Source organism: Acinetobacter sp. TGL-Y2, assembly GCF_001612555.1.
In the GTDB taxonomy this organism is placed as follows: Bacteria; Pseudomonadota; Gammaproteobacteria; order Pseudomonadales; family Moraxellaceae; genus Acinetobacter.
Window position 1 is genome coordinate 2995208 of record NZ_CP015110.1, and the last position, 23411, is coordinate 3018618.

At 41.0% G+C, this 23411-nt stretch carries 20 protein-coding genes; 10 read left to right on the forward strand and 10 right to left on the reverse strand.

The window, feature by feature from the left end; all coding sequences use genetic code 11:
• Nucleotides 1-83: 83 nt before the first annotated feature.
• From AMD27_RS14395 to tusA, 4 genes are all read right to left on the reverse strand, one after another.
• Nucleotides 84-500, reverse strand: a complete 417-nt coding sequence (locus AMD27_RS14395; RefSeq protein ID WP_067661772.1) for a hypothetical protein — start codon at nt 498-500, stop codon at nt 84-86.
• Between the two features lie 3 nt (nt 501-503).
• Nucleotides 504-1400 (reverse strand): hypothetical protein, encoded by an 897-nt coding sequence (locus AMD27_RS14400; RefSeq protein WP_067661774.1) that lies wholly within the window; start codon nt 1398-1400, stop codon nt 504-506.
• Nucleotides 1401-1403: 3 nt separating this feature from the next.
• Nucleotides 1404-4211, reverse strand: coding sequence for a type VI secretion system Vgr family protein (locus tag AMD27_RS14405; RefSeq protein ID WP_081405981.1), 2808 nt, complete (start codon nt 4209-4211; stop codon nt 1404-1406).
• 141 nt (nt 4212-4352) lie between these two features.
• Nucleotides 4353-4610, reverse strand: a complete 258-nt coding sequence (tusA, locus tag AMD27_RS14410; protein WP_067663053.1) for a sulfurtransferase TusA — start codon at nt 4608-4610, stop codon at nt 4353-4355.
• A 224-nt stretch (nt 4611-4834) separates the two neighbouring features.
• On the opposite strand from tusA, the gene AMD27_RS14415 reads away from it, so the two are divergent.
• Together AMD27_RS14415 and lnt are read left to right on the forward strand one after the other, a co-directional pair.
• A complete protein-coding gene (locus tag AMD27_RS14415; protein ID WP_067661778.1) occupies nt 4835-5674 on the forward strand; it encodes an HlyC/CorC family transporter in 840 nt (279 codons plus the stop codon).
• Nucleotides 5671-7230 carry an apolipoprotein N-acyltransferase gene (lnt, locus tag AMD27_RS14420; RefSeq protein WP_067661780.1) on the forward strand — a complete coding sequence of 520 codons (1560 nt, stop codon included), beginning with the start codon at nt 5671-5673 and terminating at the stop codon, nt 7228-7230. The genes AMD27_RS14415 and lnt overlap by 4 nt, the downstream gene beginning before the upstream one ends.
• 104 nt (nt 7231-7334) lie before the next feature.
• On the opposite strand, the gene AMD27_RS14425 is transcribed toward lnt, so the two are convergent.
• The 3 genes from AMD27_RS14425 to gspF form a co-directional block, all read right to left on the reverse strand.
• Nucleotides 7335-7670, reverse strand: a complete 336-nt coding sequence (locus tag AMD27_RS14425) for a hypothetical protein (RefSeq protein WP_067661782.1) — start codon at nt 7668-7670, stop codon at nt 7335-7337.
• Nucleotides 7671-7962: 292 nt separating this feature from the next.
• Nucleotides 7963-8400: a type II secretion system major pseudopilin GspG gene (gspG, locus tag AMD27_RS14430; RefSeq protein ID WP_067661784.1), complete on the reverse strand. Its 438-nt coding sequence runs from the start codon at nt 8398-8400 to the stop codon at nt 7963-7965.
• A gap of 42 nt (nt 8401-8442) precedes the next feature.
• On the reverse strand, nt 8443-9648 hold the full coding sequence (gene gspF / locus AMD27_RS14435; protein WP_067661787.1) for a type II secretion system inner membrane protein GspF: 1206 nt from the start codon (nt 9646-9648) through the stop codon (nt 8443-8445).
• 152 nt (nt 9649-9800) lie between these two features.
• Here gspF and AMD27_RS14440 point away from each other — a divergent pair, with 152 nt between their 5' ends.
• From AMD27_RS14440 to AMD27_RS14470, 7 genes are all read left to right on the forward strand, one after another.
• Nucleotides 9801-12023, forward strand: coding sequence for a primosomal protein N' (locus AMD27_RS14440; RefSeq protein WP_067661789.1), 2223 nt, complete (start codon nt 9801-9803; stop codon nt 12021-12023).
• A gap of 202 nt (nt 12024-12225) precedes the next feature.
• Complete coding sequence (locus tag AMD27_RS14445) at nt 12226-14106, forward strand: monovalent cation:proton antiporter-2 (CPA2) family protein (RefSeq protein ID WP_067661791.1); 1881 nt, start codon at nt 12226-12228, stop codon at nt 14104-14106.
• A 50-nt stretch (nt 14107-14156) separates the two neighbouring features.
• Nucleotides 14157-15032, forward strand: coding sequence for an Hsp33 family molecular chaperone HslO (locus AMD27_RS14450; RefSeq protein WP_067661792.1), 876 nt, complete (start codon nt 14157-14159; stop codon nt 15030-15032).
• Nucleotides 15033-15371: 339 nt separating this feature from the next.
• Complete coding sequence (locus tag AMD27_RS14455; RefSeq protein WP_067661794.1) at nt 15372-16340, forward strand: DnaJ C-terminal domain-containing protein; 969 nt, start codon at nt 15372-15374, stop codon at nt 16338-16340.
• 12 nt (nt 16341-16352) lie between these two features.
• Nucleotides 16353-16691, forward strand: a complete 339-nt coding sequence (locus AMD27_RS14460; protein WP_067661796.1) for a chaperone modulator CbpM — start codon at nt 16353-16355, stop codon at nt 16689-16691.
• A 112-nt stretch (nt 16692-16803) separates the two neighbouring features.
• The gene (locus AMD27_RS14465) at nt 16804-17070 is read left to right on the forward strand and encodes a YdcH family protein (RefSeq protein ID WP_067661798.1); all 267 of its coding nucleotides are present in this window, start codon (nt 16804-16806) and stop codon (nt 17068-17070) included.
• A gap of 157 nt (nt 17071-17227) precedes the next feature.
• Nucleotides 17228-17677 (forward strand): DUF2147 domain-containing protein, encoded by a 450-nt coding sequence (locus AMD27_RS14470; protein ID WP_067661800.1) that lies wholly within the window; start codon nt 17228-17230, stop codon nt 17675-17677.
• A gap of 23 nt (nt 17678-17700) precedes the next feature.
• On the opposite strand, the gene AMD27_RS14475 is transcribed toward AMD27_RS14470, so the two are convergent.
• The 3 genes from AMD27_RS14475 to rpsO all read right to left on the reverse strand — a co-directional run bounded on the left by AMD27_RS14475 (nt 17701) and on the right by rpsO (nt 21663).
• Nucleotides 17701-18936, reverse strand: a complete 1236-nt coding sequence (locus tag AMD27_RS14475) for a magnesium transporter CorA family protein (RefSeq protein WP_067663056.1) — start codon at nt 18934-18936, stop codon at nt 17701-17703.
• 89 nt (nt 18937-19025) lie between these two features.
• Entirely contained in the window at nt 19026-21119 is a 2094-nt protein-coding gene (gene pnp, locus AMD27_RS14480; RefSeq protein WP_171254869.1) for a polyribonucleotide nucleotidyltransferase, read from the reverse strand.
• A gap of 274 nt (nt 21120-21393) precedes the next feature.
• Complete coding sequence (gene rpsO / locus AMD27_RS14485; protein WP_067661804.1) at nt 21394-21663, reverse strand: 30S ribosomal protein S15; 270 nt, start codon at nt 21661-21663, stop codon at nt 21394-21396.
• Nucleotides 21664-21915: 252 nt separating this feature from the next.
• Between rpsO and AMD27_RS14490 the strand changes: the two genes are divergently transcribed.
• A complete protein-coding gene (locus tag AMD27_RS14490) occupies nt 21916-23229 on the forward strand; it encodes a serine hydrolase domain-containing protein (protein ID WP_067661806.1) in 1314 nt (437 codons plus the stop codon).
• The last annotated feature ends 182 nt before the right edge of the window (nt 23230-23411 follow it).

Sequence of the window (23411 nt, forward strand, 5' to 3'; positions counted from 1 at the left end):
CTTATCAAATGAATTTGGAAATAAACACATGTTTAATTTTTAGGGGTAACTTATAAATATTGATTTCATTTTATTAGATCAAATTAATTGTTCTCACATCTATCTAAATTTTTACCATCAAATTCAAAACATTGAAAAAAACTAATATTCGTATAGTTTGTTTGAATTGAAAAATAATAATTTTCTCCTTTCTTCATTTTATTCTTTAAAGCATCTAAGGAATTGCTAAAATTAATACAACTTTGATCCGTTAGTCTTTGACCTTCACTAATTTTTTGATATAAAAACTTTTTATCTAAATATTTTTCGGCAATAGATATAGACCTTATTTCTACATCACTTTCATTAATTTTTTTTTCAATATATAAGCATGATTTATTATCCTGCATTTTGTAAAAAATATCATCTGGAGTAATATCTTCCTCACTGTAAGATTTATTCCCACAGGCTATTAAACCAAAATTAAGAAAGAAAGAAATCAGCATAATTTTATAACTCATATATTACACCTTAGGCAATAAATCTTTATTTTTGGGATTTTTTAAAAATCGACTTAATATCCTTTGATGATCAGGTAAATCATACCTCCCTGTTCTTAATATGTCATCTTGATAACGCTCTAAAAAATCACGAGGTTTTTTCTTACTTATTTGCAGTTGCCTTAGACCTTCAGCTGAATATCCAGCTAAAAGCATACAATAATCTGCAATAATATCTCCTTGTTGTTCCATATAAAATTCACTAATATCATTTGTATTTACTAAATTATAATCATATGTTCTGTCGAATGCATGTCTAATTATATTATATCCTAACTGATACTGCCAAACATGAACCATTTCATGAACAATCCAATGTCTTTGTATAAAATCTTTATCTTGACTAAAATCTGTTTTAAATTTATTTTTCGTAAAATATATATTATTATCTGGTGTAACAGCCGTTTGATCATCTTGCAAACCTGCAAATAATGGAAGACCATGCTTATGTACCATAACCTTATTGTAGTTAATTGAATCCTTAAATATTATTTTTGACAAAGAAATTTCGCCCTTTGTTAATTTTCTACAATGATCATGTTTATCCTCGACTTCCTTTTCTTCAGTTTCAGGTTTAGTATCACCACCTGTGGTTTTAAAAACATAAATACTATTACTATAAGTTGCTTTTGATTTTTCCTGTGGATATGTTCTAACCATTTTTTTAACTTTCACATTATCTATAAAGATTTCAAAAAAAGTTATATCCAAATAATCAACATCAAATTTCAAAGAACATCCATCATCATCAAAAAAACCACTTCTTTTAATATTTTTCGTTTGATTTAAAAATATATATTTACTTTTTTTCAATATTTTTGAATTTTCAACTTGAAATTTTAACATTGTTACATATGACATGATTTAATCATCCCCCTTAATAATTTCATCATCTACAACATGAATATAAAATTTTTCAGATTTCTCTAATGATTCTAAGTAAACCTGATTATCTTTAGGCATTAATCCGTTTTCAACCACATTAAATTCTTTATCAAATATAATATATTGCTTTTCTTTAGTAGCAATTTTATCTCCCACTAATTTAAATTTTAATGAGTATTTATTTGATTTATCAACCAATAATGGTAAATTCAAATTTGTTAGATTAGCTTGCTTTCCTGATGTAAAATTATGCTGCCCAGCTTTGACTTCAAACTTACCAGCAGTCGTTGGTAGGACTCCAGCACCACTAATTTCAATCTGCGACCCACCCGCAATCAAAACAATTTTTTTACTCGCTTTAATCTCAATCTTATCTTCTGTAGAGATGATTTGAATCCCTTTACGAGCAATTAGATCAGCACCATCACCCTGCGCCTGTATCTCAATCTTACCTTTGCCTGCATAAAACCTTGCCCCTTCTTGGGCGGCAAATAAACTGATTTTAGATTGTGCATGTCCAATCAAAGACTTTTGCGTACTGAGATTAATACTGTCACTCGCATTTAAATTTAAGTGACGATCTGCCGATAAATGAATGTCTTCATTAGATGCCAATGCAATACTATTTGGCGATGCCAATAACATCAGCGCAGATTTAAAAGCATCAGCCTTGCTCTTACCGCCCTCTGATGAATCAGATTCAAGCTGAGAAACGAAGGCTTTTAGTTGATCTAGGTTCTCTAAAGGATCCGTCTGCTGATTCTTCGCCACTTCACTTAAGGCTTTGGTGTTGTTTAAGCTACTTTCGATCTGACTTTTTGCTTCATTGGCATCCAAATGATGGCCACTGGCTTCGCCTTGACTGTGGGTTGAGAGCAGTAATCCTTGCCCAGCTCTCACTGCTCCCCACTGATCAGTTCTCAGTTCAAAGCCTTCGCCTCGTCCTTCACTGGTCTCGGTCTCTTTGGGGTGACTTAAGTTACCCAGATTAAGCTGACTTGCGCCATGACTGCTTTGCAGTTGTGTCGAGATTTGCGCTGTCGTGTCATCGAATCTAAGCTGTCCAAAGCCTGCGCCCCCGACTTCTTTGGAACGAATGCCTGCTAACTTTTTGGTGTCAGGTAGCTGTCCTTTGATGTCAAACTTCGTTGGACTGCGCTGCGCTTCATGAATGCGTCCCACCACAAAGGGACGGTCAATGTTGCCATCAAAGAAGTCAATCACCACAATTTCATCAATACGTGGGAGGAAGCGTGCGCCATAACCTTCACCCGCCCATGGGGTTAAGACATCCACCCACGCTGAATCAGTGTCATTGTTATTGGAACCTGCGCCACCATCGGCTTGGTTATCCTCAGATCGTGAGAACAGGAAGCGGACTTTAATGCGCCCCCATTCATCTACATGAATTTCTTCGCCACTTGGCCCCACCACTTTGGCGCGTTGTGGATGCGCTGCTGGGCGGTGCTCGAGTGGGTTATATTCTGGAACAGTGGCGATGTTGCGACGTTGCAGGGTTAAGCTGTTGGCTTGGCGTTCTGCTTGGTGGTGTTCGCGTTTGAAGTTGCTGTTCCAGTGGCTTTGGCTGATCAGTTGGTTGATCTGTTCATTCAAGTCTTTGGGCAGGTTGTTTTGGTTGTAGTAGTGCTTCGCTGTAATCAGAAACTCTTTGTCTGAACCACTATGTTGATCAATCTCTGGGTGTTCGCTCAGTTCAAACCAGTAGCCGACTTGGGTATCGCGTACCGTTGAGTGGGCAATAAATTGTTTACTTTGCGCATCGTAGTAGTTGCTGAGGTTTTGGTTCAGCTTTTCAATTTGACTGTTGTTTGAAGCTGTGGCTTGGTCTTCACCTTTCAGGTCTTGCATCCAGGCTGGACTGACGTGCCATGCTTGTTCTAAACCTAAACTTGCATTGTCTTGGTTGTTGCTATGTTTGTGTTTGCTTTGGACGGTGCCTGCGCCTTCTTCTTGTTCCAAAACATCGGCTTGCCAGCGTTGCACGTGTACAGCTGTTGGTTGTAGTGTCCGTTGTCCGATAAAGCTGGTGATGCTGTCTTGTTGTTCTGTGGCACTGCTGCGGTGGAAGCGGATGTTTCTACGTTCAAGCGCTTGGTATTGGCTGTTGTCGTCAATTAGGCGGAGTTTCTGCGCTTCAATCGGGCTTGCTGATGTGGCAACGATGGCTTGGGCTTCGTCAATAAGCCAATTGATACCCTCGCTTCGGAGCAATCGCGTAATAAAATCATAATCCGTTTCATTGCTTTGCATGATGAAGGGACGGACATCGTAGTGTTGCTGCAGACCACTGAGGTCTAGACTTAAGCTCGATGCAAACAGTGGACTTTTGTTTTGCCATTCCTGGAACAGGGTTTCGAGCACTTCAACCGCAGACTTGTTCATAAACACGCGGCTGTTACGGCGTTTATGCCACAGTGCAGTGGGATCTGACAGCGTTAGTTTGTAAAGCGTGAGAGATCCATCACTTTGCCCTTGAGCGGCTTCAGTGATGATGCCGGTGCTACGAAACAGTGTGCCTTTGTCCGTCACTTGGTCGACTGCGACTTGACAGCCAATAAATTGCTTCAGAGAAATCGTGGCATTGGTGGATAGACAGATCAGTTCGGCAGTTGAACCTTGGTTCAATGCATGCTGTCCATCGATGCGTTGTAAAAACACCTCAGTGTTTAATGCAGGATTAGAAAATTGTACGTGAATGGCACGTTTTTGAGCGGTAAGCCCCAATTGCTCTAATACATTGTAAATATTTCTAAAAAAACTATTCATCAGCGAAATTAATTATTATTTAGATACTTTGTAGACAGTATAAACAAAAAATGAGGAGTGAAAAAAATTCTCAACTGTATTTTGTGACTTTTTGTATACGGATCATTTCAATGAAACAAGGGTCATCAATGCAATTTAGATTTACCCTTTTTTCACCAAGTAATGAAATTCCTTTTCTCCGTTTTCGCCCAAAACTTCTTCTTGTAAAAGGAGTTCATGACCCAAATGCATACAAAATTTTGGAATGTCCCAAGAGGTTGAATTGTCTGTTGCAAAAACCTCAACCACATCACCCGATTTTGACTTACGAATAGCTTGATGCAACATCATCACAGGCTCCGGACAACGCAAACCACGTGTATTTAACAGTATAGAGGGTGTTGTAGATAATTCAGACATACTCGGACTCAATTTACATAGATCGGCACATTTTAACATAAGCTTCAAGACATGGCTTGAATTGAAAATACGACCATATGCATGGATACAGCGTGCAATGATCATTTCATAACTGAACTGATTCATTTTTTAAAACCCGCTCTTGATTGATACAGATAGACATCTGAATTTTCTACGGTATGATTAAAATTAAATTTTTTAAGATAGCGTCCGCAGGAAAGGTCATGCACGAGGAATCAGGTCCATCATGGGGTATGCGTGGTTTACGCAAATGGTTAGGTACAGCACCAGAAACCCGAGATGAGCTGCTCAAATTAGTCCAAGACTCACGTCGATTACTTGAACCCGATACAGTGGCTATGCTTGAAGGCATTTTTGAACTTCCAGCCACCAAAATTCGTGAGGTCATGACCCCACGTACTGCCATGATTAGCCTACAAGAAGATGATGAGCTACTTGAAATCCTAGATGTACTGATTGACTCTGCTCACTCACGTTTTCCAGTGTTCTCTTCAGATCAACCCGACAATGTAGTCGGGATTTTGCTTGCCAAAGATTTACTACCCTTTTTAAAAAATCGAGATTCAAAAATTACGGTTCACGCTTTAATGCGCCAGCCGATTTTTGTGCCAGAAAGTGCACGCTCTGATCAAGTTTTGCGTATGCTTAAAAATACGCAAACCCATATTGCAATTGTGATTGATGAGTACGGTTCAACCTCAGGACTGGTGACTTTAGAAGATATTTTGGAAGAAATTGTTGGTGAAATTGAAGACGAACACGACAATCAAGATGAAGAAGCCAATTATATTCTACCTGATCAGTCGAGCAACACCGCCAATACATGGCTAGTGCAAGCACTTACACCAATTGAACACTTCAACAATGTTTTAAGTGCTGATTTTTCTGACGATGAAGTAGAAACTATGGGCGGTCTTTTGCTTCAAGAAATTGGCTTAGTGAGTGATTTACAAGGTCAAGTGATTGAACTTGGCGATTGGGAGTTGACCATCATTGAAGCAGATGCCCGTACTATTCATCTGATTCGAGCCGTCCGCAAATGAGAGCACACTTTGACAAGCTGTTTAATTCGTCACAACAACAAAAGCAGCTGCCATTTATCTACCCCTTAATGATTGCATTGGCGTCTGGCGCAATTTTCAGTTTTGCCCTCGCGCCTTTTCATTGGTGGTGGTTAGCGATTCTGTCTCCAGCACTGCTGTATGCCACTCTAAGCCAACGTTCGACCAAACAAGCTTTTTCCTTAGGTCTCGCCTATGGTTTTGGCTTATGGTTTGTCGGTGCTTTTTGGCTGTATACCTCTATACATGAATATGGAGACACCAGCGCTCCCTTAAGCGTGCTCATGATTGCGATCATGGCATTGATCATGGGTTTGTTTTCTGCTGTACAAGCGTGGGTATATCGACGTTTTTTCCCAGAGACCCCTCTGACCTTCGCACCGCTTTGGGTGGTCTTCGAATGGGCCAAAACTTGGGTGTTTACCGGCTTCCCATGGCTGTTTGCAGGGTACGCGTTCACTGAACGTTTCTTAGATAGCTATGCTCCTTTATTTGGGGTATTTGCCGTCTCTTTTGTGGTGATTTTACTTGCCTGCGCCTTGGTCGAGATTTTAAGAAAACGTTTCTTCTGGATCATTCCATCAGCTGTTGTTATTTTGGGTGCTTGGGCGGTTTCATTTGTGAGCTTCGTCGAGCCTAAACCGAGCAAGCCTTTATCAGTCTCGTTGATTCAAGGCAATATTCCACAAGATTTAAAATGGCTCACCGAATATCAAGGGAAAACCCTAGAGATTTACGCTCAGCTCAGTCGTACTGAATGGGGCCGTGACTTAATTGTTTGGCCTGAGTCCTCTATTCCTTTATTTCAAACTGATATCGAGCCTTTTCTCAAGGCCATGGATGAACAAGCCAAGAGCACCAACACGGCGTGGGTAACCGGTATTCCTTATTGGGATTTAGCCGAGTCAAAAGCACAGGGTTATCCGCTTTATTATAATGCAATGATGGCATCAGGCTCAGATGCTTCTGGCCTCTATAAAAAGCAGCGTTTAGTGCCTTTTGGTGAATATATTCCCCTTTCAGGTGTTTTGGGATGGGTGCTTCCTGCGCTACAAAATGACCCCTCTATGAGTGGTTTCTCGCGCGGTGACCATGATCAAAAACCATTTTCCATACAAGGTCATGCACTCGCTGCTGCAATCTGCTACGAAGTGGCTTACCCCAATTTGACTCGACGTAATGCAACGAACAGTGACTTTTTAGTAACGGTCTCTAACGATGCATGGTTTAAAGGCACAGCAGGTCCATTACAGCATTTACAGATGGTGCAAATGCGCGCCAAAGAAAATGGTCGTTGGTTTATTCGCGCCACCAATACTGGGGTTACGGCGTTTATTGACCATCATGGTCATATCGTGTCTCAAGCACCTATAGACAAAAAAGCAGTATTGCGCGGTGAATTACCTGCGATGCAAGGTCAAACTTGGTATAACCGTTTCAGTGATTGGCCGATACTCGGCGTGTCTTTGCTGCTGTTGCTTTTAGGCTGGTTCTATCGCCCCCGTAAAGTGGATGTCAGCTTTAAATCACGTCGCTAAATTCACATGTATTAAAATTATTCTATCCAAGAAATATTCGTTAAGATAAAAAAAACCGAGACATATTCTCGGTTTTTTTAGGCTTTGAATGAAGCTTTAAAAATTTAAAACTGAGTGGCCAAATAAGACATCATCACGGTCAAACTGAACATGGGTACATAGCGATAGGCTTTGACTAAACGTTGCTCCAGTGATGAGCTATCCTGATCTTGAAGTTGCTGTAGCGTTGCATTTAGCGCGCTGTGAAAACTCAAAATGGCACAGGCACTAAATACACTGATCGCCATAAAGCCCACCACAATTTGACTACTGCCTTCAGTGCTCGCCCAAAGCTGCATAAAAAAATGACTCAGTGGCAAAAGGCTGAGTACAAGAAGGACCGATTTGAGCATTGACCAATGAAAATGGTTAATTTGATCTGATAATAATAATGCTTTCATCTTACGCCTCCTATACTCAACCTTTGTTATGAAGTCTATTATGCAAGCTTTGGGTAAAATAAATAGTCTTAATTAATTCATATTTGAGATTTCTTGTAACTATTAACTATGGGAATAATTCTTATTATAACTCTCAAATAGTTTAAATTTAATATAACTATATTTTTTATAAACTTACGATTATTTTTATAAATGGGACATATTATCACTTCACTCAATATTTATTAATTCGATCAAGTGAAGTGATTAATACCATGCAGGCTTATTCAGACTTATTCAGAATGGTTTTCATTTAGGGGGTGTAGAACAGATCCGCGTCATTGCCTTCACCACCTTGCTTACCGTCAGCGCCAAAAGAATATAGATCAAATGCACGACCTTCTGAACCCGGAATCACATATTGCAAATCATTGTCCCAGCTGTCTTTTGGATAGCCACCTTTCACATACCCCCCTGGCAACCAGTTTTTAGCCGTTGCAGGCTGAGTGACCAACGCATCTAAACCACCATCTTGCATCGATGGGTATTGGTTATTGTCTAACTTATATTGATCTAAAGCACCTGCAACACCTTTCAAGGTAATGCTGGTGGTGTCCACTTTGGCTTTCTCACCCCGTCCCATGACATTCGGAACGATGAGTGCTGCAAGCACGCCTAAAATCACAATCACGACCATGACTTCGATTAAGGTAAAACCTGATTGTTGCATCCGTTTATTCTTGCTTTGCATTCCAATTCTCTCTCGATTATTTGTTCAAGTATAGGTGAGTGTTTAAATCATATTGTTCATATTGACAATTGGCAACATCACCGCAATCACAATCACCAAAACAATACCAGCCATGAGCACCAACATCAGCGGCTCTAGCAGTGCTAACAGTGTCGAAATCAAGGTGGTGACCTCTCGATCTTGCATGACTGATGCACGTTGTAGCATCCGATCTAGCTCACCTGAGGCCTCACCACTTTTGATCATTTGCACCATCATTGGCGGAAAATAACCACAGCGTTCTAGCTGAGTGGCCAAGTTCCCACCTTCTGTGACACGCTCTGCTGCCACATTGACCGCATCACGAATGACCCAATTGCTACTCACCGCTGCACCAATTTTTAATGCATCGACCAAAGGCACACCAGATTGCGTCAAAATAGACAGGGTACTGGAAAAGCGCGCCGCGTTAATGCCCTTGGAAAGCTTACCAAATAAAGGCAGTTTTAGGGTCAAGCGATCAAATGCATAATGCCCTGCTTTGGTGTTTAAAAAACGAATCAACAAGAAAATACCCAAAGCTGACGCTGCTAACACGAAAGGCCACGCCAACCGTATAAAATCACTGGCTTTCATCAGTGCAACCGTAATCCAAGGCAATGCATCTTTCGTTTGATCAAAGGTTTTAACGATATCTGGCACCACATAGGTCATCAGGCCCATCACAATGGCAAAGGACATCAGCATTAAAATGATGGGATAAATCATCGCGGCTTGAATTTTCTTTTGCATGGCAAAACGGTTTTCAGTGTAGTCTGCAAGTTGGTCTAAAATCAGATCCAAATGACCTGAGCGCTCGCCTGCGGCAATGGTGGCAATATATAAATCTGGGAAACGTCCCGATTGTTGCATGCCTTGCGCCAATGAATGCCCTTCCATAACTTTAGAGCGCACTGAAGACATTAAATTGCGTACATGGGCTTTTTCACTTTGCTTGGAAACGGCGCGTAAACATTCCTCTAAAGGAATACCAGCAGCAACCAGTACCGACAGCTGTCGCGTCATGAGTGCCAACTCATAGGCGGTGAATTTCTTTTGAAACCAACTTGAGTTTTGATTTTTATCTTTTTGCTCTACCGCATCAACCTGAACTGGAATCCATTGCTTATCTCGAAGTTGTTGTCGAATTTGACGTGCCGAATCACCCTCGAGCACGCCCTTTTGCTGCTTCCCTGAAGCATCTATGGCAGTATATTGATATGCAGGCATTATAATGCTCTAGTTTTCCTAAATATTGAGTCTTGAGTGTTGCTTAACACCCATAAAATCATTCATATTCGATTGAATCAATGACGATTCACTTTAGCATAAGCCTGAACCAACCACGATAAAATTTCATATTGTCGAGCCGAATACTCTATATGACAAATATTACAGAATTAAGCCAAGCCATTTACCGCGTGCGGGTTGCTGTACCTGTACACCTGTATGATTGTTTTGATTATCAAGTGTCAGCCGAAGAATATTCACAAATAAAAATGGGTTCACGTGTTGCAGTGTCATTTGGCAGGCAAAATGTAGTGGGTATCGTGACCGAAAAACTCAGTGCTGAGTCTCCGATTGACCCGCGCTTTAAACTGAAAAACATCACTGAACTTTTAGATGATCAGCCCCTCATTAATGATACTGTGTTAAAACTTGCCACATGGTCAGCGCAGTATTACCAATTTCCCATTGGCGAGGTCATGCATATTACGCTTCCCACTTTACTGCGCCAAGGCAAACCTTATAACTTATTGGCACGCACCTGGAAAGTGTTGGATCTCGATGCAGAGCCACGCGTGAAGCGCTCCTTAAAGCAACTTGAAGCTTATAAAATTTTAAAATTGCATCCACAAGGCACTTTAGAGACTATTTTAAATTTGAGTGGTGTGGAAACGGCGACCTTAAAAGCGATTGAAAAAAAAGGACTCATTCAGTGTCAACTCGAGGCACAAAATTTTGAGCCTGAACCTGTGCAATTGGCACAAATGCCTTTAACCGCAAATGATGAACAAAAGAAAGCTATTCAACGTATTTTAAAAGATCAGAAAAATTATCATGCGTTCTTGCTCGACGGTCTCACCGGTAGTGGTAAAACTGAAGTGTATTTGCAGGTGATGCATGAGGTGTTAAAGCAAGGCAAACAGGTGCTGGTTTTGGTGCCTGAAATTGGTTTGACTCCACAAACCATCAGCCGTTTTCAATCACGCTTTCACTGCAACATAGTCCTGATGCATTCGGGTTTAAATGACGCTAAGCGCTTACAAGCTTGGCAATATGCCCAAACGGGTAAAGCCTCTATTATTTTGGGAACGCGCTCTGCCATCTATACCCCCATGCCGAATTTAGGCTTGATTATTTTAGATGAAGAACATGATTTATCGTTTAAACAACAAGAAGGGTTTCGTTATCACGCGCGTGATGTTGCCATGTACCGTGCTTTTTTGGAAAAGTGTCCGATCATTTTAGGCTCAGCCACACCCAGCATTGACAGTTTTCATTTGGCTGAACAAGGCAAACTGACACGTATGGAGTTAAATCATCGTGCAGGTGGGGCAAGCATGCCGAAAATACATTTGATTGATTTAAAAATTGCCAAAAAACAACATGGGATCAGTGAAGCGCTGATTAAGGAAGTTCAAACGCGTTTAGATAATAAAGAACAGGTGCTGATTTTTTTAAACCGTCGGGGTTATGCCCCTGTGCTGATTTGTGAAAGTTGTGCTTGGCAAGCCAATTGTCCACACTGTGATGCGCATTTTACTTTACATAAAAAACCCTACGAGCATTTACACTGTCATCACTGTGGCACCATTAACCGCCTACCTGATGCCTGTCCGCAGTGTCATCAAAATACATTAAAACCCATTGGTATGGGTACGGCAAAAGTCGAAGAAAGTTTAAATGAGTTATTTCCAGAACATAAAATCATTCGAGTAGATCGTGATTCGACCAGTCGTGTCGGCAGTTGGCAAAAAATTTACGATCAGATTCATAAAAGTGAACCCATGATTTTATTGGGCACACAAATGCTGGCCAAGGGACATCACTTCCCTTATGTCACGCTGGTGGCGATTTTAGATATAGACTCAGGTTTACTCAGTGTGGACTTCCGTGCCACTGAACGTACGGCGCAGCTCATCATTCAAGTGGCGGGACGTGCAGGACGAGGCGAGAAAAAAGGTGAAGTGTATTTACAAACCTTACGCCCAGATCATCCACTGCTGAACACTTTAATACAAAAAGATTATCGGGCTTTTGCCAAAGAGACATTAAAAGACCGTCAAATGGCACTGCTTCCACCGTGTCGTTATGCGGTTTTACTGCGCTGTGAATCCAAGAATCAAGAAGACAACCAAAAGTTCCTGACAGAAATGACTGAGTTACTCAGACAACATGCTGGAGATTTGATTGATATTTGGGGACCAATTCCTGCGCCTATGGAACGTAAGGCAGGACGCTATCAAGCGCATGTGGTGTTATTGTCTTTAGAGCGCGCAAAGTTGCATTTTTATCTACGTGAATGGTGGCAACAGGTTTTGCATTACAAACCCTCTGGCATGAAGCTGACCATTGATGTAGACCCACAAGAGCTCAGCTAGTGATTTTTCCCCAGCCAGTTCCGTACACAAATTTTCATATAACATTTAAACTGAGAAGATTATAATTTTTGAAGTTTAATATTCAGCCCTATAGAGCAAACCCGCTTGGGGAATGGATTAAATCGTTCAAAAACTCAACAGAAATCTATATGACCTTAAATAAAACTCAATCATTTAAATAACAACAATTCAGGAAACGCCCATGTCATTACTGTTACAAATTACCATTTTCCTTGCCGCTGCACTCATTCTCGTGCCGCTTGGAAAGCGCTTGGGGATTGCGACAGTTTTGGGCTATTTATTGACTGGCATTTTGCTCGGTCCAAGTGTGCTGAACATTGCACGCGATGCAGATGCCATTATGCATTTGGCAGAGTTTGGTGTGATTTTACTGATGTTCCTCATTGGTTTAGAGCTACGTCCACAGCGTCTTTGGCAAATGCGTCGATCTATCTTTGTGTTAGGCTCGGCTCAAGTGTTCATTACTGGGGTTGTCTTGATGGGAACAGCTTGGCTCTTGTTCCAACAATCCCTATCAGCCAGTTTTGTCATTGGTTTTGCATTGGCTCTGTCTTCTACCGCTTTTGTGTTACAGCTTTTATCTGAACAGCAGCAGCTCAATACCACACATGGTCAGCAATCCTTTTCGATTTTACTGTTTCAAGACATCGCTGCAATTCCACTGATTGCACTGATTCCTTTACTCGCTGGAAGCCAATCCAGTCATCATGGCATTGCCTATTTCGCTGCCGTGATTGCCACCTTTACAGGTTTGTTTTTGTTCAGCCGTTATGTAATGCGTCCATTTTTCCGGTTTATCGTAAAAAGTGGTGCCACGGAGCTGATTACCGCAGCAGGACTGTTCATTGTGATTGCAGTCGTCGTGCTCATGGATGTGCTCGGGATCAGTACCACTTTGGGCGCATTTTTAACAGGTGTTTTACTGGCTGATTCAGAATTTCGTCATGAACTTGAAGCCAGCATTAACCCTTTTAAAGGTCTGCTGCTGGGTTTATTTTTCATGACCGTGGGCATGAGCACACCGCTTGGGCTGATTGTTGAAATGCCTCTGTTGATTATTGGCGGAGCATTGTTACTCATTTTCATCAAAGCCATATTGATGCTCGCTATTGCGCGGTATTACCAATACGAATGGAAGCAAAGTATTTTAATCGCGGTGTGTCTGGCGCAAGGCGGTGAGTTTGCTTATGTCGTTTTGGCGGTAGCGCGAAGTGAAAACGTGATGAGCCAAGCACTCATAGATCCAGTGACGCTGATCGTGACGCTTTCTATGGCACTTACGCCTATTTTCTTTTGGATGGTGCAAAAATGGTTGGTGCCTGTATTTGAGCAAAAAGATGTGCCTGAATACGATGATATCCCAGATGCACATGCGCCGATGATTATTGCGGGCTTTGGACGTGTTGGACAGATTGTCGCGCGCTTGGCTCACATGCAGCGCATTGCTTTTACTGCCATAGACAACAATATTGATCGGATTGATTTTGTGCGTAAATATGGCGGTAAACTGTATTATGGCGATGCAACCCAGCCTGAAATGTTACGCTCTGCGGGCATTCAACATGCCAAAGTTTTTGTGCTCGCGATTGATGACGTTGAAGTGTCAATGAATGTGGCACGGCATATCCGATTGAATTATCCTACGCTACTTTTGGTGGTGCGTGCGCGTGACCGTTACCACATGCATTTACTCAAAGACTTAGGCATTGAATATATTTGGCGTGAAACGTATTTGTCATCGCTGGGCATGGCGTATCGTGCGATGTGTATTGTTGGTGTTTCAGAGGAAGATGCTAAAAATAGCATTGAAATCTTCCGTGATTATGATGAAAAGCTCATTGCAGAACAACAGCGCATCTATACCGACGAACAAAAAGTCTATGAGAGTTACCGTAACTTCTTGGGTGAGCTTGAGCATATCTTTGAAAGTGATGCCAAGAACCTGGAAAAGAATGAAGCTGAAGCACAACGCGATAGAATTGATCTGCTGCGTCACTCCAGTTTACATAAAGCACAACATACACCCGATCAGATTAATGTTTGTCGTGATGAAGAAAATTAACTTGTGATTTACAATATAGTCACCATCTAAGCAGGGATTTGGAGAATTTTATGTCTGATTTACGTCAACGTTTTTTTATTGAAAATAGCCCTGTTCGCGGTGAAGTGGTTCATCTTGAAGATGCCTTGCAAACCATTTTATCTCAAAGAACCTATGCACCTGCCATTCAAGTCCTGCTGGGTGAAATGCTTAGCGCAACCGCTTTGCTGGCAAGTACACTCAAAATTAAAGGACGTATTAGCCTCCAAATTCAAGCCAGCGGCACTTTAAAATGGGCGATGGCAGAATGTAATCACTTGGGTGAATTACGGGCCTTGGCGGATTATGAAGAAGATCCACATTTCAATCAGGCAGAAGACAGTAGCACAGTACTTTCAAGCTTGCTTAGTCCCGTTTTATTTATCAATATCGAACCTGAGTTTGGGGAACGTTATCAAGGTATCGTGCCACTCGATAAACCGACTTTAGCCAAATGCCTGATGCAATACTATGATTTGTCCGCACAAATTCCAACGCGTATTGTACTTGCAAGCTCTAACCAACGTTCTGGCGGTTTACTGATTCAATTGTTACCGCGTAATAATGAAGAAGAACAGCAATTGGTCGATGAAGATATTTGGCCACGTTTGACCTTGTTGACAGAAACACTGAAAACTGAAGAATTAACTCAGCTTGATGCCCAAGAAATTTTATATCGTTTATACAACGAAGAAGAGGTGCGCTTACCTGAAGCTGAAAAACTTCAGTTTGGTTGTACCTGTTCACGTGAACGCTGTGCTACTGCACTTGAACAGATTGGCGTTGAGTCTGTACGTGAAACGCTTGAAGTTCAAAATCCAATCAATATGGATTGCCAGTTCTGTAGCACGCAGTACAGCTTTAGTGCAGAAGAAGCCTTGGCATTGTTTGGTGAGCACTTAAGTTAATTCTTCAACTTTCATGACTCGATCATCGCTAAAATTAAGGAGTGGGCATTCCCCCACTCTTTTTTATGTCTCGTTTTATGTCTCGTTTTTATGTCTAGATCTATGCGTTTCGAAATTGTAAAAAAATTCAAATCTAAGCTTAAATTTAATCCAACTGAATACAATTAAAAATAATTGAAATATATCAACTAAGTGACGCAGTTCACTTAAATGCTAAGTCTAATGCGAATAAACGCGCCTTGGTAAAGTTTAGAAACAATTAATCACCAACGAGACATATTGTAGTCACGAAAACTCTGTCCATAATGGTTAAAACGCAATCAATGGTTATTTATTGCAATGGAAAAAAACTATTATGAAGAACTGGATTTAAAACGTGATGTCACCATAGATGACATCAAAAAAGCATACCGAAAATTAGCCCGGAAATACCATCCTGATGTCAGCAAAGAATCCAATGCAGAAGAGATGATGCAAAGGATTAATGTGGCTTATGACACTTTAAGTGATGCGGAAAAGAAAAAAAAATACGATTTCGAAATCGACCATCCACAAGTTGCAGACGCATTTGGTGGCACAGGTACGGATGATTTTGGTGGTTATCAAGCTCATTCAAATCAACAGCAATCAGCTCAATTTAATGGTTTTGAAGATTTGTTTGGTCGCTTTGGACAAGGTTTTGGTGGTGGGAAGCATTATTCTAGTCAAAATTCAAATCAAAGTCGTGCTTCCCATTCAAATCGCCCCTTTCGCGGTGAAGATCAGCACGCCAGCTTAGAAGTTGATTTAGATGTGGCATTTCACGGTACAACTCAAAATATTACTCTACAGATTCCGAGCTTCAATGCCTATGGTGAAGCTGAAGTTCAGCGTAAAACCCTTGAAGTTAAAATTCCAAAAGGCATGAAACAAGGTCAACAGATCAGGTTAAGCCAGCAAGGTCAAGCGGGTATCAATGGCGGTGAAGCTGGCGATTTATACATTGAAATTCACTATAAACATAGCCCAAACACCCGCGTTGAAGATGCAGATATTTATTACAGCATTGACATTAGTCCATGGGAAGCAGCACTGGGTCAAAATATTGAAGTGATGACACCCGCAGGAAGGATCAATGTCTCTATCCCCAAAAATACAGTCTATGGCAAACAACTGCGCCTTAAAAAAAAAGGCATTCCTGCCAAAATACCAGGACACTTATACCTGATTTTAAATATTGTTTACCCCAAAGCGGAAACCGAACAACACCTGCATGCGTATGAGGACTTTGCCAAAGCATTTTCGCACTTTAATCCTCGATCCAACTAAAGGAGAGCTGAGATGACGACGATCCAATATCGTGAAATCATTCAAAATGGATGTTTAGAAGCTGAAATTGTCGATGAGCATTATATTTTTGATTTGCATCATTTTGCCCAAGCCTGTGGGCAAAGCCCTGAATGGGTCTTGCAACTTCTAGAATACGAAATTTTACCCGCACGTAGCGATACCCGAATTCATCAATTCTTTGGAGAGGAATTGACCCGAGCAAGGCGTGCCTATCGCTTACAACGTGATTTTGAAGCAAGTTTTTCAGCCGTTGCCATGATGCTGGATTTGATTGATGAAGTGCAGCAGCTGCGCAAGCAAGTCAAACATCCGCAGATCAGTAAAAGTTGATTTAATGAAAACCTAATCATGTTTTATTCATTTACAGCACGATGAAGATTTTTCACACTGACTAATCTTCTCTCCCCCTCTTTATTTCCAACATGAGGTAGATACATCGACCATGAACACAAAAACTATGAATAAAAAACTGAAAAACATGTTTCCTGAACACCGAGATTTAATGCAAATCCTGTTACTGGAGGATCCACATTTTGCCAAAATGATGCTGGACCATGACGAGTTAGATCGACAGATTACCCAGCTTGAACAAGATCTGGTGAATTTGATCAATGAGGACATTGAATGTTTAAAACGGAAAAAACTAAAGCTAAAAGATGAGATATATCTCTTACTTAAGAAAAAAAATGAGGATAAGCTCGCATTTTAATTAAGTTTTAAAAAAAAATGTTGCTTTTTATACTGCTATTAGTCTAATTTTATATTTATCAAAAAAATAGAATATGGATATTCTAAGTAAAAGGATGATTATTACTCTATATTCATGCCGAATACACCTAATAATGACAAATATTGGATAATTAACTATGAGAAAAAAGACTCTGTTACTCAGTAGCTTACTTTGTTTTAGTAGCGCTACATTTGCCAATGATATTGTTGGAAAATGGAAAACTCTAGATGATCAAACGGGATACTCTCGGGCAGATGTCATTATCACAAAAAACAGTGATGGTACTTACTCTGGAAAAATCAGCGCAATTCGACCATTACCTTATAAACCATTGGTTGAAATTTGCACAAAATGCAAAGGAGCTTTGAAAAATGCACCTTATCTTGGTCTTGCAATTGTAAAAGGCTTTAAACAATCTAAAACCAATCCGAACGAGTACACCGATGGTCAGATTCTTGACCCACTTTCTGGCAATATATACAAAGGTAAAGCCAAAATAAGCACAACAGGAAAACACCTAACTTTGCGTGGTTATGTTGGTATTTCTGCCTTAGGTCGTAACACCACATGGATTCGTGCAGATTAAATTCAGGATATCACTGACGATAGTTATTTTAACTTCGTCAGTTTTTCCACTTCTTTTAATGTGCCTTTCACGGTTTGCTTCAACGGTTCATAATCCAAAAACCAGAAAAGATTGACGTGTTGATCCTTGTGCTGCTGTGCCAACATATCCATCACACTGCGTTCACCACGTCCCACCAAATGACGGCGGTAAAAGAAAATGATCAATACGACAGTACAGATCAGCATTGCCGCCATCATGATCCAAAAGCCCATTGGATCTTTAAGCCCTGGAATGATGTCAAAGTTCATTCCATAAATGCCTGTCAGGAGTGTTAAAGGTGCAAAGATGGCCGTGATAATCGCCAAAATCCGCATATTTTCATTGGTCTGATTGGCAATGGCTGAGAAATGCAAATCCATGGCAGCTTGTATTGCGCCACGTAGTCGTGTGGTGTGTTTTTGAATCCGCTCAACATGACTAGATAAGTCATCCACCCGAACCAACATAATGTCTTGCTTTTCGGCTCTTTTTTTGCCTTTGATATGCGAGTAGTTTTCAACGATTTCATCACGAAGCTCAAGTAGCGCTTCAATTTGCTCTTCACACAAATTTTCCATTTGTTGAAATGCCATATTTTCCTGAAGCAATTGATTCCACTGGGTAAAGCGTCTATGCCCTTGCAGCAATTCTTGTTGCCAAAATTCAACTCGGCGGGTTAAAGGTATACGCAAATCCAAATAACCATCCACCATGCTATTTAACAGTCTTAGGCTAAGATCAAGTGGATTCAGCGCTAATTTTCTCGGTTTGTTTTGTTCTTCAATCGGACGACATAAAATAGTTTCAGTTCGCTCAACATACGCTTCAACGGCACGATTCCCCGCCTCTCTCACTGTAATTAATACCTGTGAGCTTAAAATAAAATTAATCGGTGTTGTGGCGAGACCAAATACACTTTCATGTTTTTCTAAGGCAGATTCACCTGCGTTAATCTTGTCATCAGGCGTAATTAATTTTCTAAAAATCAGCAAGTTATAATCATCCATAGCATCAAAAATACAGGGATGTTCCACGTTTAAAATATCTCGAACATGATATTCATTCAGCGTGATTTGAGTAAGTTCCAACATTTCTTTTTGCCACGCTTCCGCGCGATGAATCACATCTGCACGCGTACAATCAACCCATATAAATTCAGGTTCTTTGTCTAACAGTGGCGCTTTTGTCACATAGGTATAGGCTTCAGCGGAATTTAAATAAAAATAATACGTTTGCATGAATAATGAATCATGAGGTGAATGTGTCGTTTGATCATGCCATAAAAAAGTCCGCATTAAGCGGACTTTTTTAGCTGAAAGTAAATCGATTAAGCTTGAACTTGTTCGATATCTTTCATCGTTAACTTGATACGACCACGGTTGTCGACATCAGCCACTTGGACTTTAATTTCTTGACCTTCAGTCAACACATCTGACACGTTCGCAATGCGCTCATTCGAGATTTGTGAGATATGAAGAAGACCGTCAGTACCTGGAAGGATATTCACGAATGCACCAAATTCAACAATACGGATGACTTTACCCATATAGATTGTGCCTGGTTCGATTTCAGCCGTCAGCGCTTGGATCTTGGCAACTGCAGCCGCTGCAGCCGCTTTCGTTTCACCAAATACGCGAACTGTACCGTTATCTTCGATATCGATTGCAGCTTTAGTTTCTTCAGTGATCGCACGGATAGTTGCGCCGCCTTTACCAATCACATCACGGATTTTATCTGGATTGATGTTGATCACTTGGAAGGTTGGTGCGTGCATAGAAATTTCAGGACGTGCGCGTGAAATTACTTGGTTCATCTCGTTCAAGATGTGCATACGACCCGCATACGCTTGGTTGAGAGCAGCTTCCATGATCTCTTCAGTAATACCTTCAATCTTGATATCCATTTGAAGGGCAGTAATACCGTTTGCAGAACCCGCAACTTTAAAGTCCATATCACCTAAGTGATCTTCATCACCCAAGATGTCAGAAAGAACAGCGAAACGCTCGCCTTCTTTCACTAGACCCATTGCAATACCTGCAACAGGCGCTTTCAGTGGAACACCCGCATCCATCAGTGATAATGACGCACCACAAACAGAAGCCATTGAAGATGAACCATTTGATTCAGTAATATCAGATACGATACGGATTACATACGGGAAGCGATCAGCTGGTGGAAGTACGGCTTGAACACCACGACGCGCCAAACGGCCATGACCGATTTCACGACGTTTAGGACCAGATTCACGACCTGTTTCACCTACAGAGTATGCAGGGAAGTTGTAGTGCAACATAAAGTTGTCAGTTTTTGTACCAGACAACGTGTCTACCATTAATGCATCACGTGTATTACCCAAAGTCGTGGTCACGAGCGCTTGAGTTTCACCGCGTGTGAATAATGCTGAACCGTGTGCACGGCCTAATACGCCGACTTGAACATCGATGCCACGAACAGTTTTCGTATCACGACCATCAATACGTGGTTTACCAGACAAAATATTGTCGCGTACTGTACGGTATTTTAAATCTTCGAACAATTCGTTAACTTCGTCAGCAATACCTGATTCGTCATTTTCTGGAACGAACTGAGCAACCGCTTCAGCATATAACGCATCAAGCGCTGTATAACGATCTTGTTTCACAGCAATGGTGTAGGCTTCAGAGATTTTCGCTTCGAATGCGTTTTTAAGTTTACCCAGAAGCTCTTCATTCTTCGTTGGAGCAAGCCAAGTTGATGCAACCGCGCCTGCAGCAGCCGCAAATTCTTTAATCGCTTGAATCACGATTTGCATTTCGTCATGACCGAAAAGTACAGCACCGAGCATTTGGTCTTCTGAAAGTTCTTTCGCTTCAGATTCAACCATCAGTACCGCAGCTTCAGTACCTGCAACCACCAAATCAAGATCAGATTCTTTTAACTGTTCGTGGTTCGGGTTAAGGATATATTCGCCGTTGATCAGACCTACACGTGCCCCTGCAATTGGACCTGCAAATGGAACACCCGCAATTGACATTGCAGCTGAAGTACCAATCATTGCTGCAATATCAGCATCCATCGTTTTATCAGAAGACACGACAGTCGCTGTCACTTGGATTTCGTTGTAGAAACCTTCTGGGAACAACGGACGAATTGGACGGTCAATAAGACGTGAAATTAAAGTTTCAGCTTCAGATTGACGACCTTCACGTTTGCCATAACCACCAGGGATACGACCTGCTGCATATTGCTTTTCTTGGTAGTTTACAGTGAGCGGGAAGAAATCTTGACCCGCTTTTGCTTTCGGCTGTGCAACAATTGCAACCAGAACCGTCACGCCGCCCATAGTGATCACAACCGTATTGGCTTGACGCGCAACACGACCTGTTTCTAAAACAACGGTATGTTGACCGTATTGAAATTCTTTACGAATAATATTAAACATCGACATGTTTTATTTTCCTAGTTCTTTTGAACAGTTTTTCTAGTGGAGACCCCTAAGGTTTGACATTCACAACTTGGGTTTTAAATGACAAAGCTTAGAAGCCGACCTCACCAGACAATGAACATACTCACAATGAGTAAAATACGAATTTGAGACACAAAGAAGGAGCGAAACATCGCCCCTTCTCTTTTATCTAGACAAATCTAGACAGACTTTAGCTTTCAGTAATACGGCACTTAACATGCAATAATCCGAAAATAAAAGTTTAATCGAATTAACGACGTAAACCTAAAGCAGCAATCAATGCAGCATAACGAGTAGTGTCTTTACCTTTAAGGTAATCAAGAAGCTTACGACGTTGGTTAACCATACGGATTAGACCGCGACGGCTATGATGGTCGTGTTTGTGTTCTTTAAAGTGACCTTGCAAATCATTGATTTGTGCAGTCAATAGAGCTACTTGTACTTCTGGTGAACCAGTGTCATTTTCTGCGCGAGCAAATTTAGCGATGATCTCTGCGCGGTCTGCATTTGTTAAAGCCATTCGATTTCTCCGAGATGCTTATAAGATAAGTGTTTGATACAAATCAACTTCGTTCTTCAAAACTCGGCTGACTGCCGTGCATCACTACAGCAGTGGACTATTTTAAAGGAACGACCCTCAAATTGCAAAGTTATCCGCCTTTAATTCTACTTACATATTTAAGTCAAATTTTAGGGCACATCAGACACTGACTTTAAATCAAGATCGTTGCACACTGAATTTTAATAACAACAGATAAGAAATGGATGACACGTGAAATTATTTTCGACCAATACCCATCACGTCCCTGCTGACTTACACAGCATTACAGCCATACAGCATGAAGTTGCACCTGAGCTGGGCGGCATGACACAAACGCAAATTGATAAAATTTGGCACAGTGTCGAAAGCCTATACAGAACTGGAAATCATCCCATGATCAGTATGTGTCTAAGACGTCATGGACAGATCTTACTGAATCGCAGCCTGGGTTATAGCCGAATTGATGTTCAACATAAAAAATCAGAACAGGTTCAAGACCAGCATCATGTGATTGCAACGCCTGATACGCCCGTATGTTTATTTTCTGCATCAAAAATCGTCAATGCCATGTTGGTTCATTTACTGAATGAACAGGGCAAAATTAATTTGCTCGATCCCGTCAGCCATTACATTCCTGAATTTGCAGCCAACGGAAAACGTCGTGCCACAATCTTTCATTTATTGTCACATCGGGGTGGTATTCCCAAAATTGAAACTGAGGTGACGCCTGAGCTATTATTTGACCGCGAACAAATTTTACAGCATCTTTATGCGGCGAAACCGATTAGCCGTGCAGGATCACAACTGTCTTATCATGCCGTGACGGCAGGCTATATATTGGGAGAGTTGGTTGAGCGCGTGTCAGGACAAGATATTCGTGAGTTTTTGCATGAACATATTGAAAAACCTATGGGCATGCCCTTCTTTAATTATGGCTTAAAAGCTGAATATCGTGATCAAGCTGCATTGAATTATCCGACAGGAATACACCCTAAACTGGGTACAGATCTATATTTGAATCGCGTTTTGGGTGGTGGCTTACAACTGGCGGTGGATGTTACCAACGACACAAGATTTATGGATACCGTCTGCCCTGCTGGCAATATTTATACTTCCGCAGAACAAGCCAATCGTTTTTTTGAAATGCTGCTCAATGGCGGAAGGTATCAAGGTAAAAAGATTTTAAGCCCAGAAACAGTATTCCGAGCAACGCTTCCGACCTCAAATGTCACCATTGACCGAAGTCTCCTTGCGCCGATGCGTTATGCACTCGGTCCCATGCTGGGCAGCAACCCGATTGGAATTTTTGGCCCAAATACGGGTCAAGCCTTTGGTCATTTGGGTTTTTCTAACATTTTATGTTGGGCCGATCCTGAACGTGATATCAGTATCTCATTTTTAAATACGGGAAAATCTGTGGTCGGTACGCATTTACCTGCACTTGCCAATGTGCTTTATCAAATTTCAAAGCAATGTCCAAAAATTCCAAAAGAGCAAAGACGCTCCTTGTTTGGCTCAGATCAAATGGAATCCAACATTGTTTAAACCCTGCGTAATCAAGTTTATAAAATATTAGACGTTTGATATGAGAAAAGCCCTAAGTAACCTTAGGGCTTTTCCGTGCGCTGTAGATTCTTATATTTTAATTATCATTATATTATTTATATTTTTATTCAAAGTGATTCTTTCACTTTTCTAATGCATACGTTCCATGTTCTCAAGAGTTT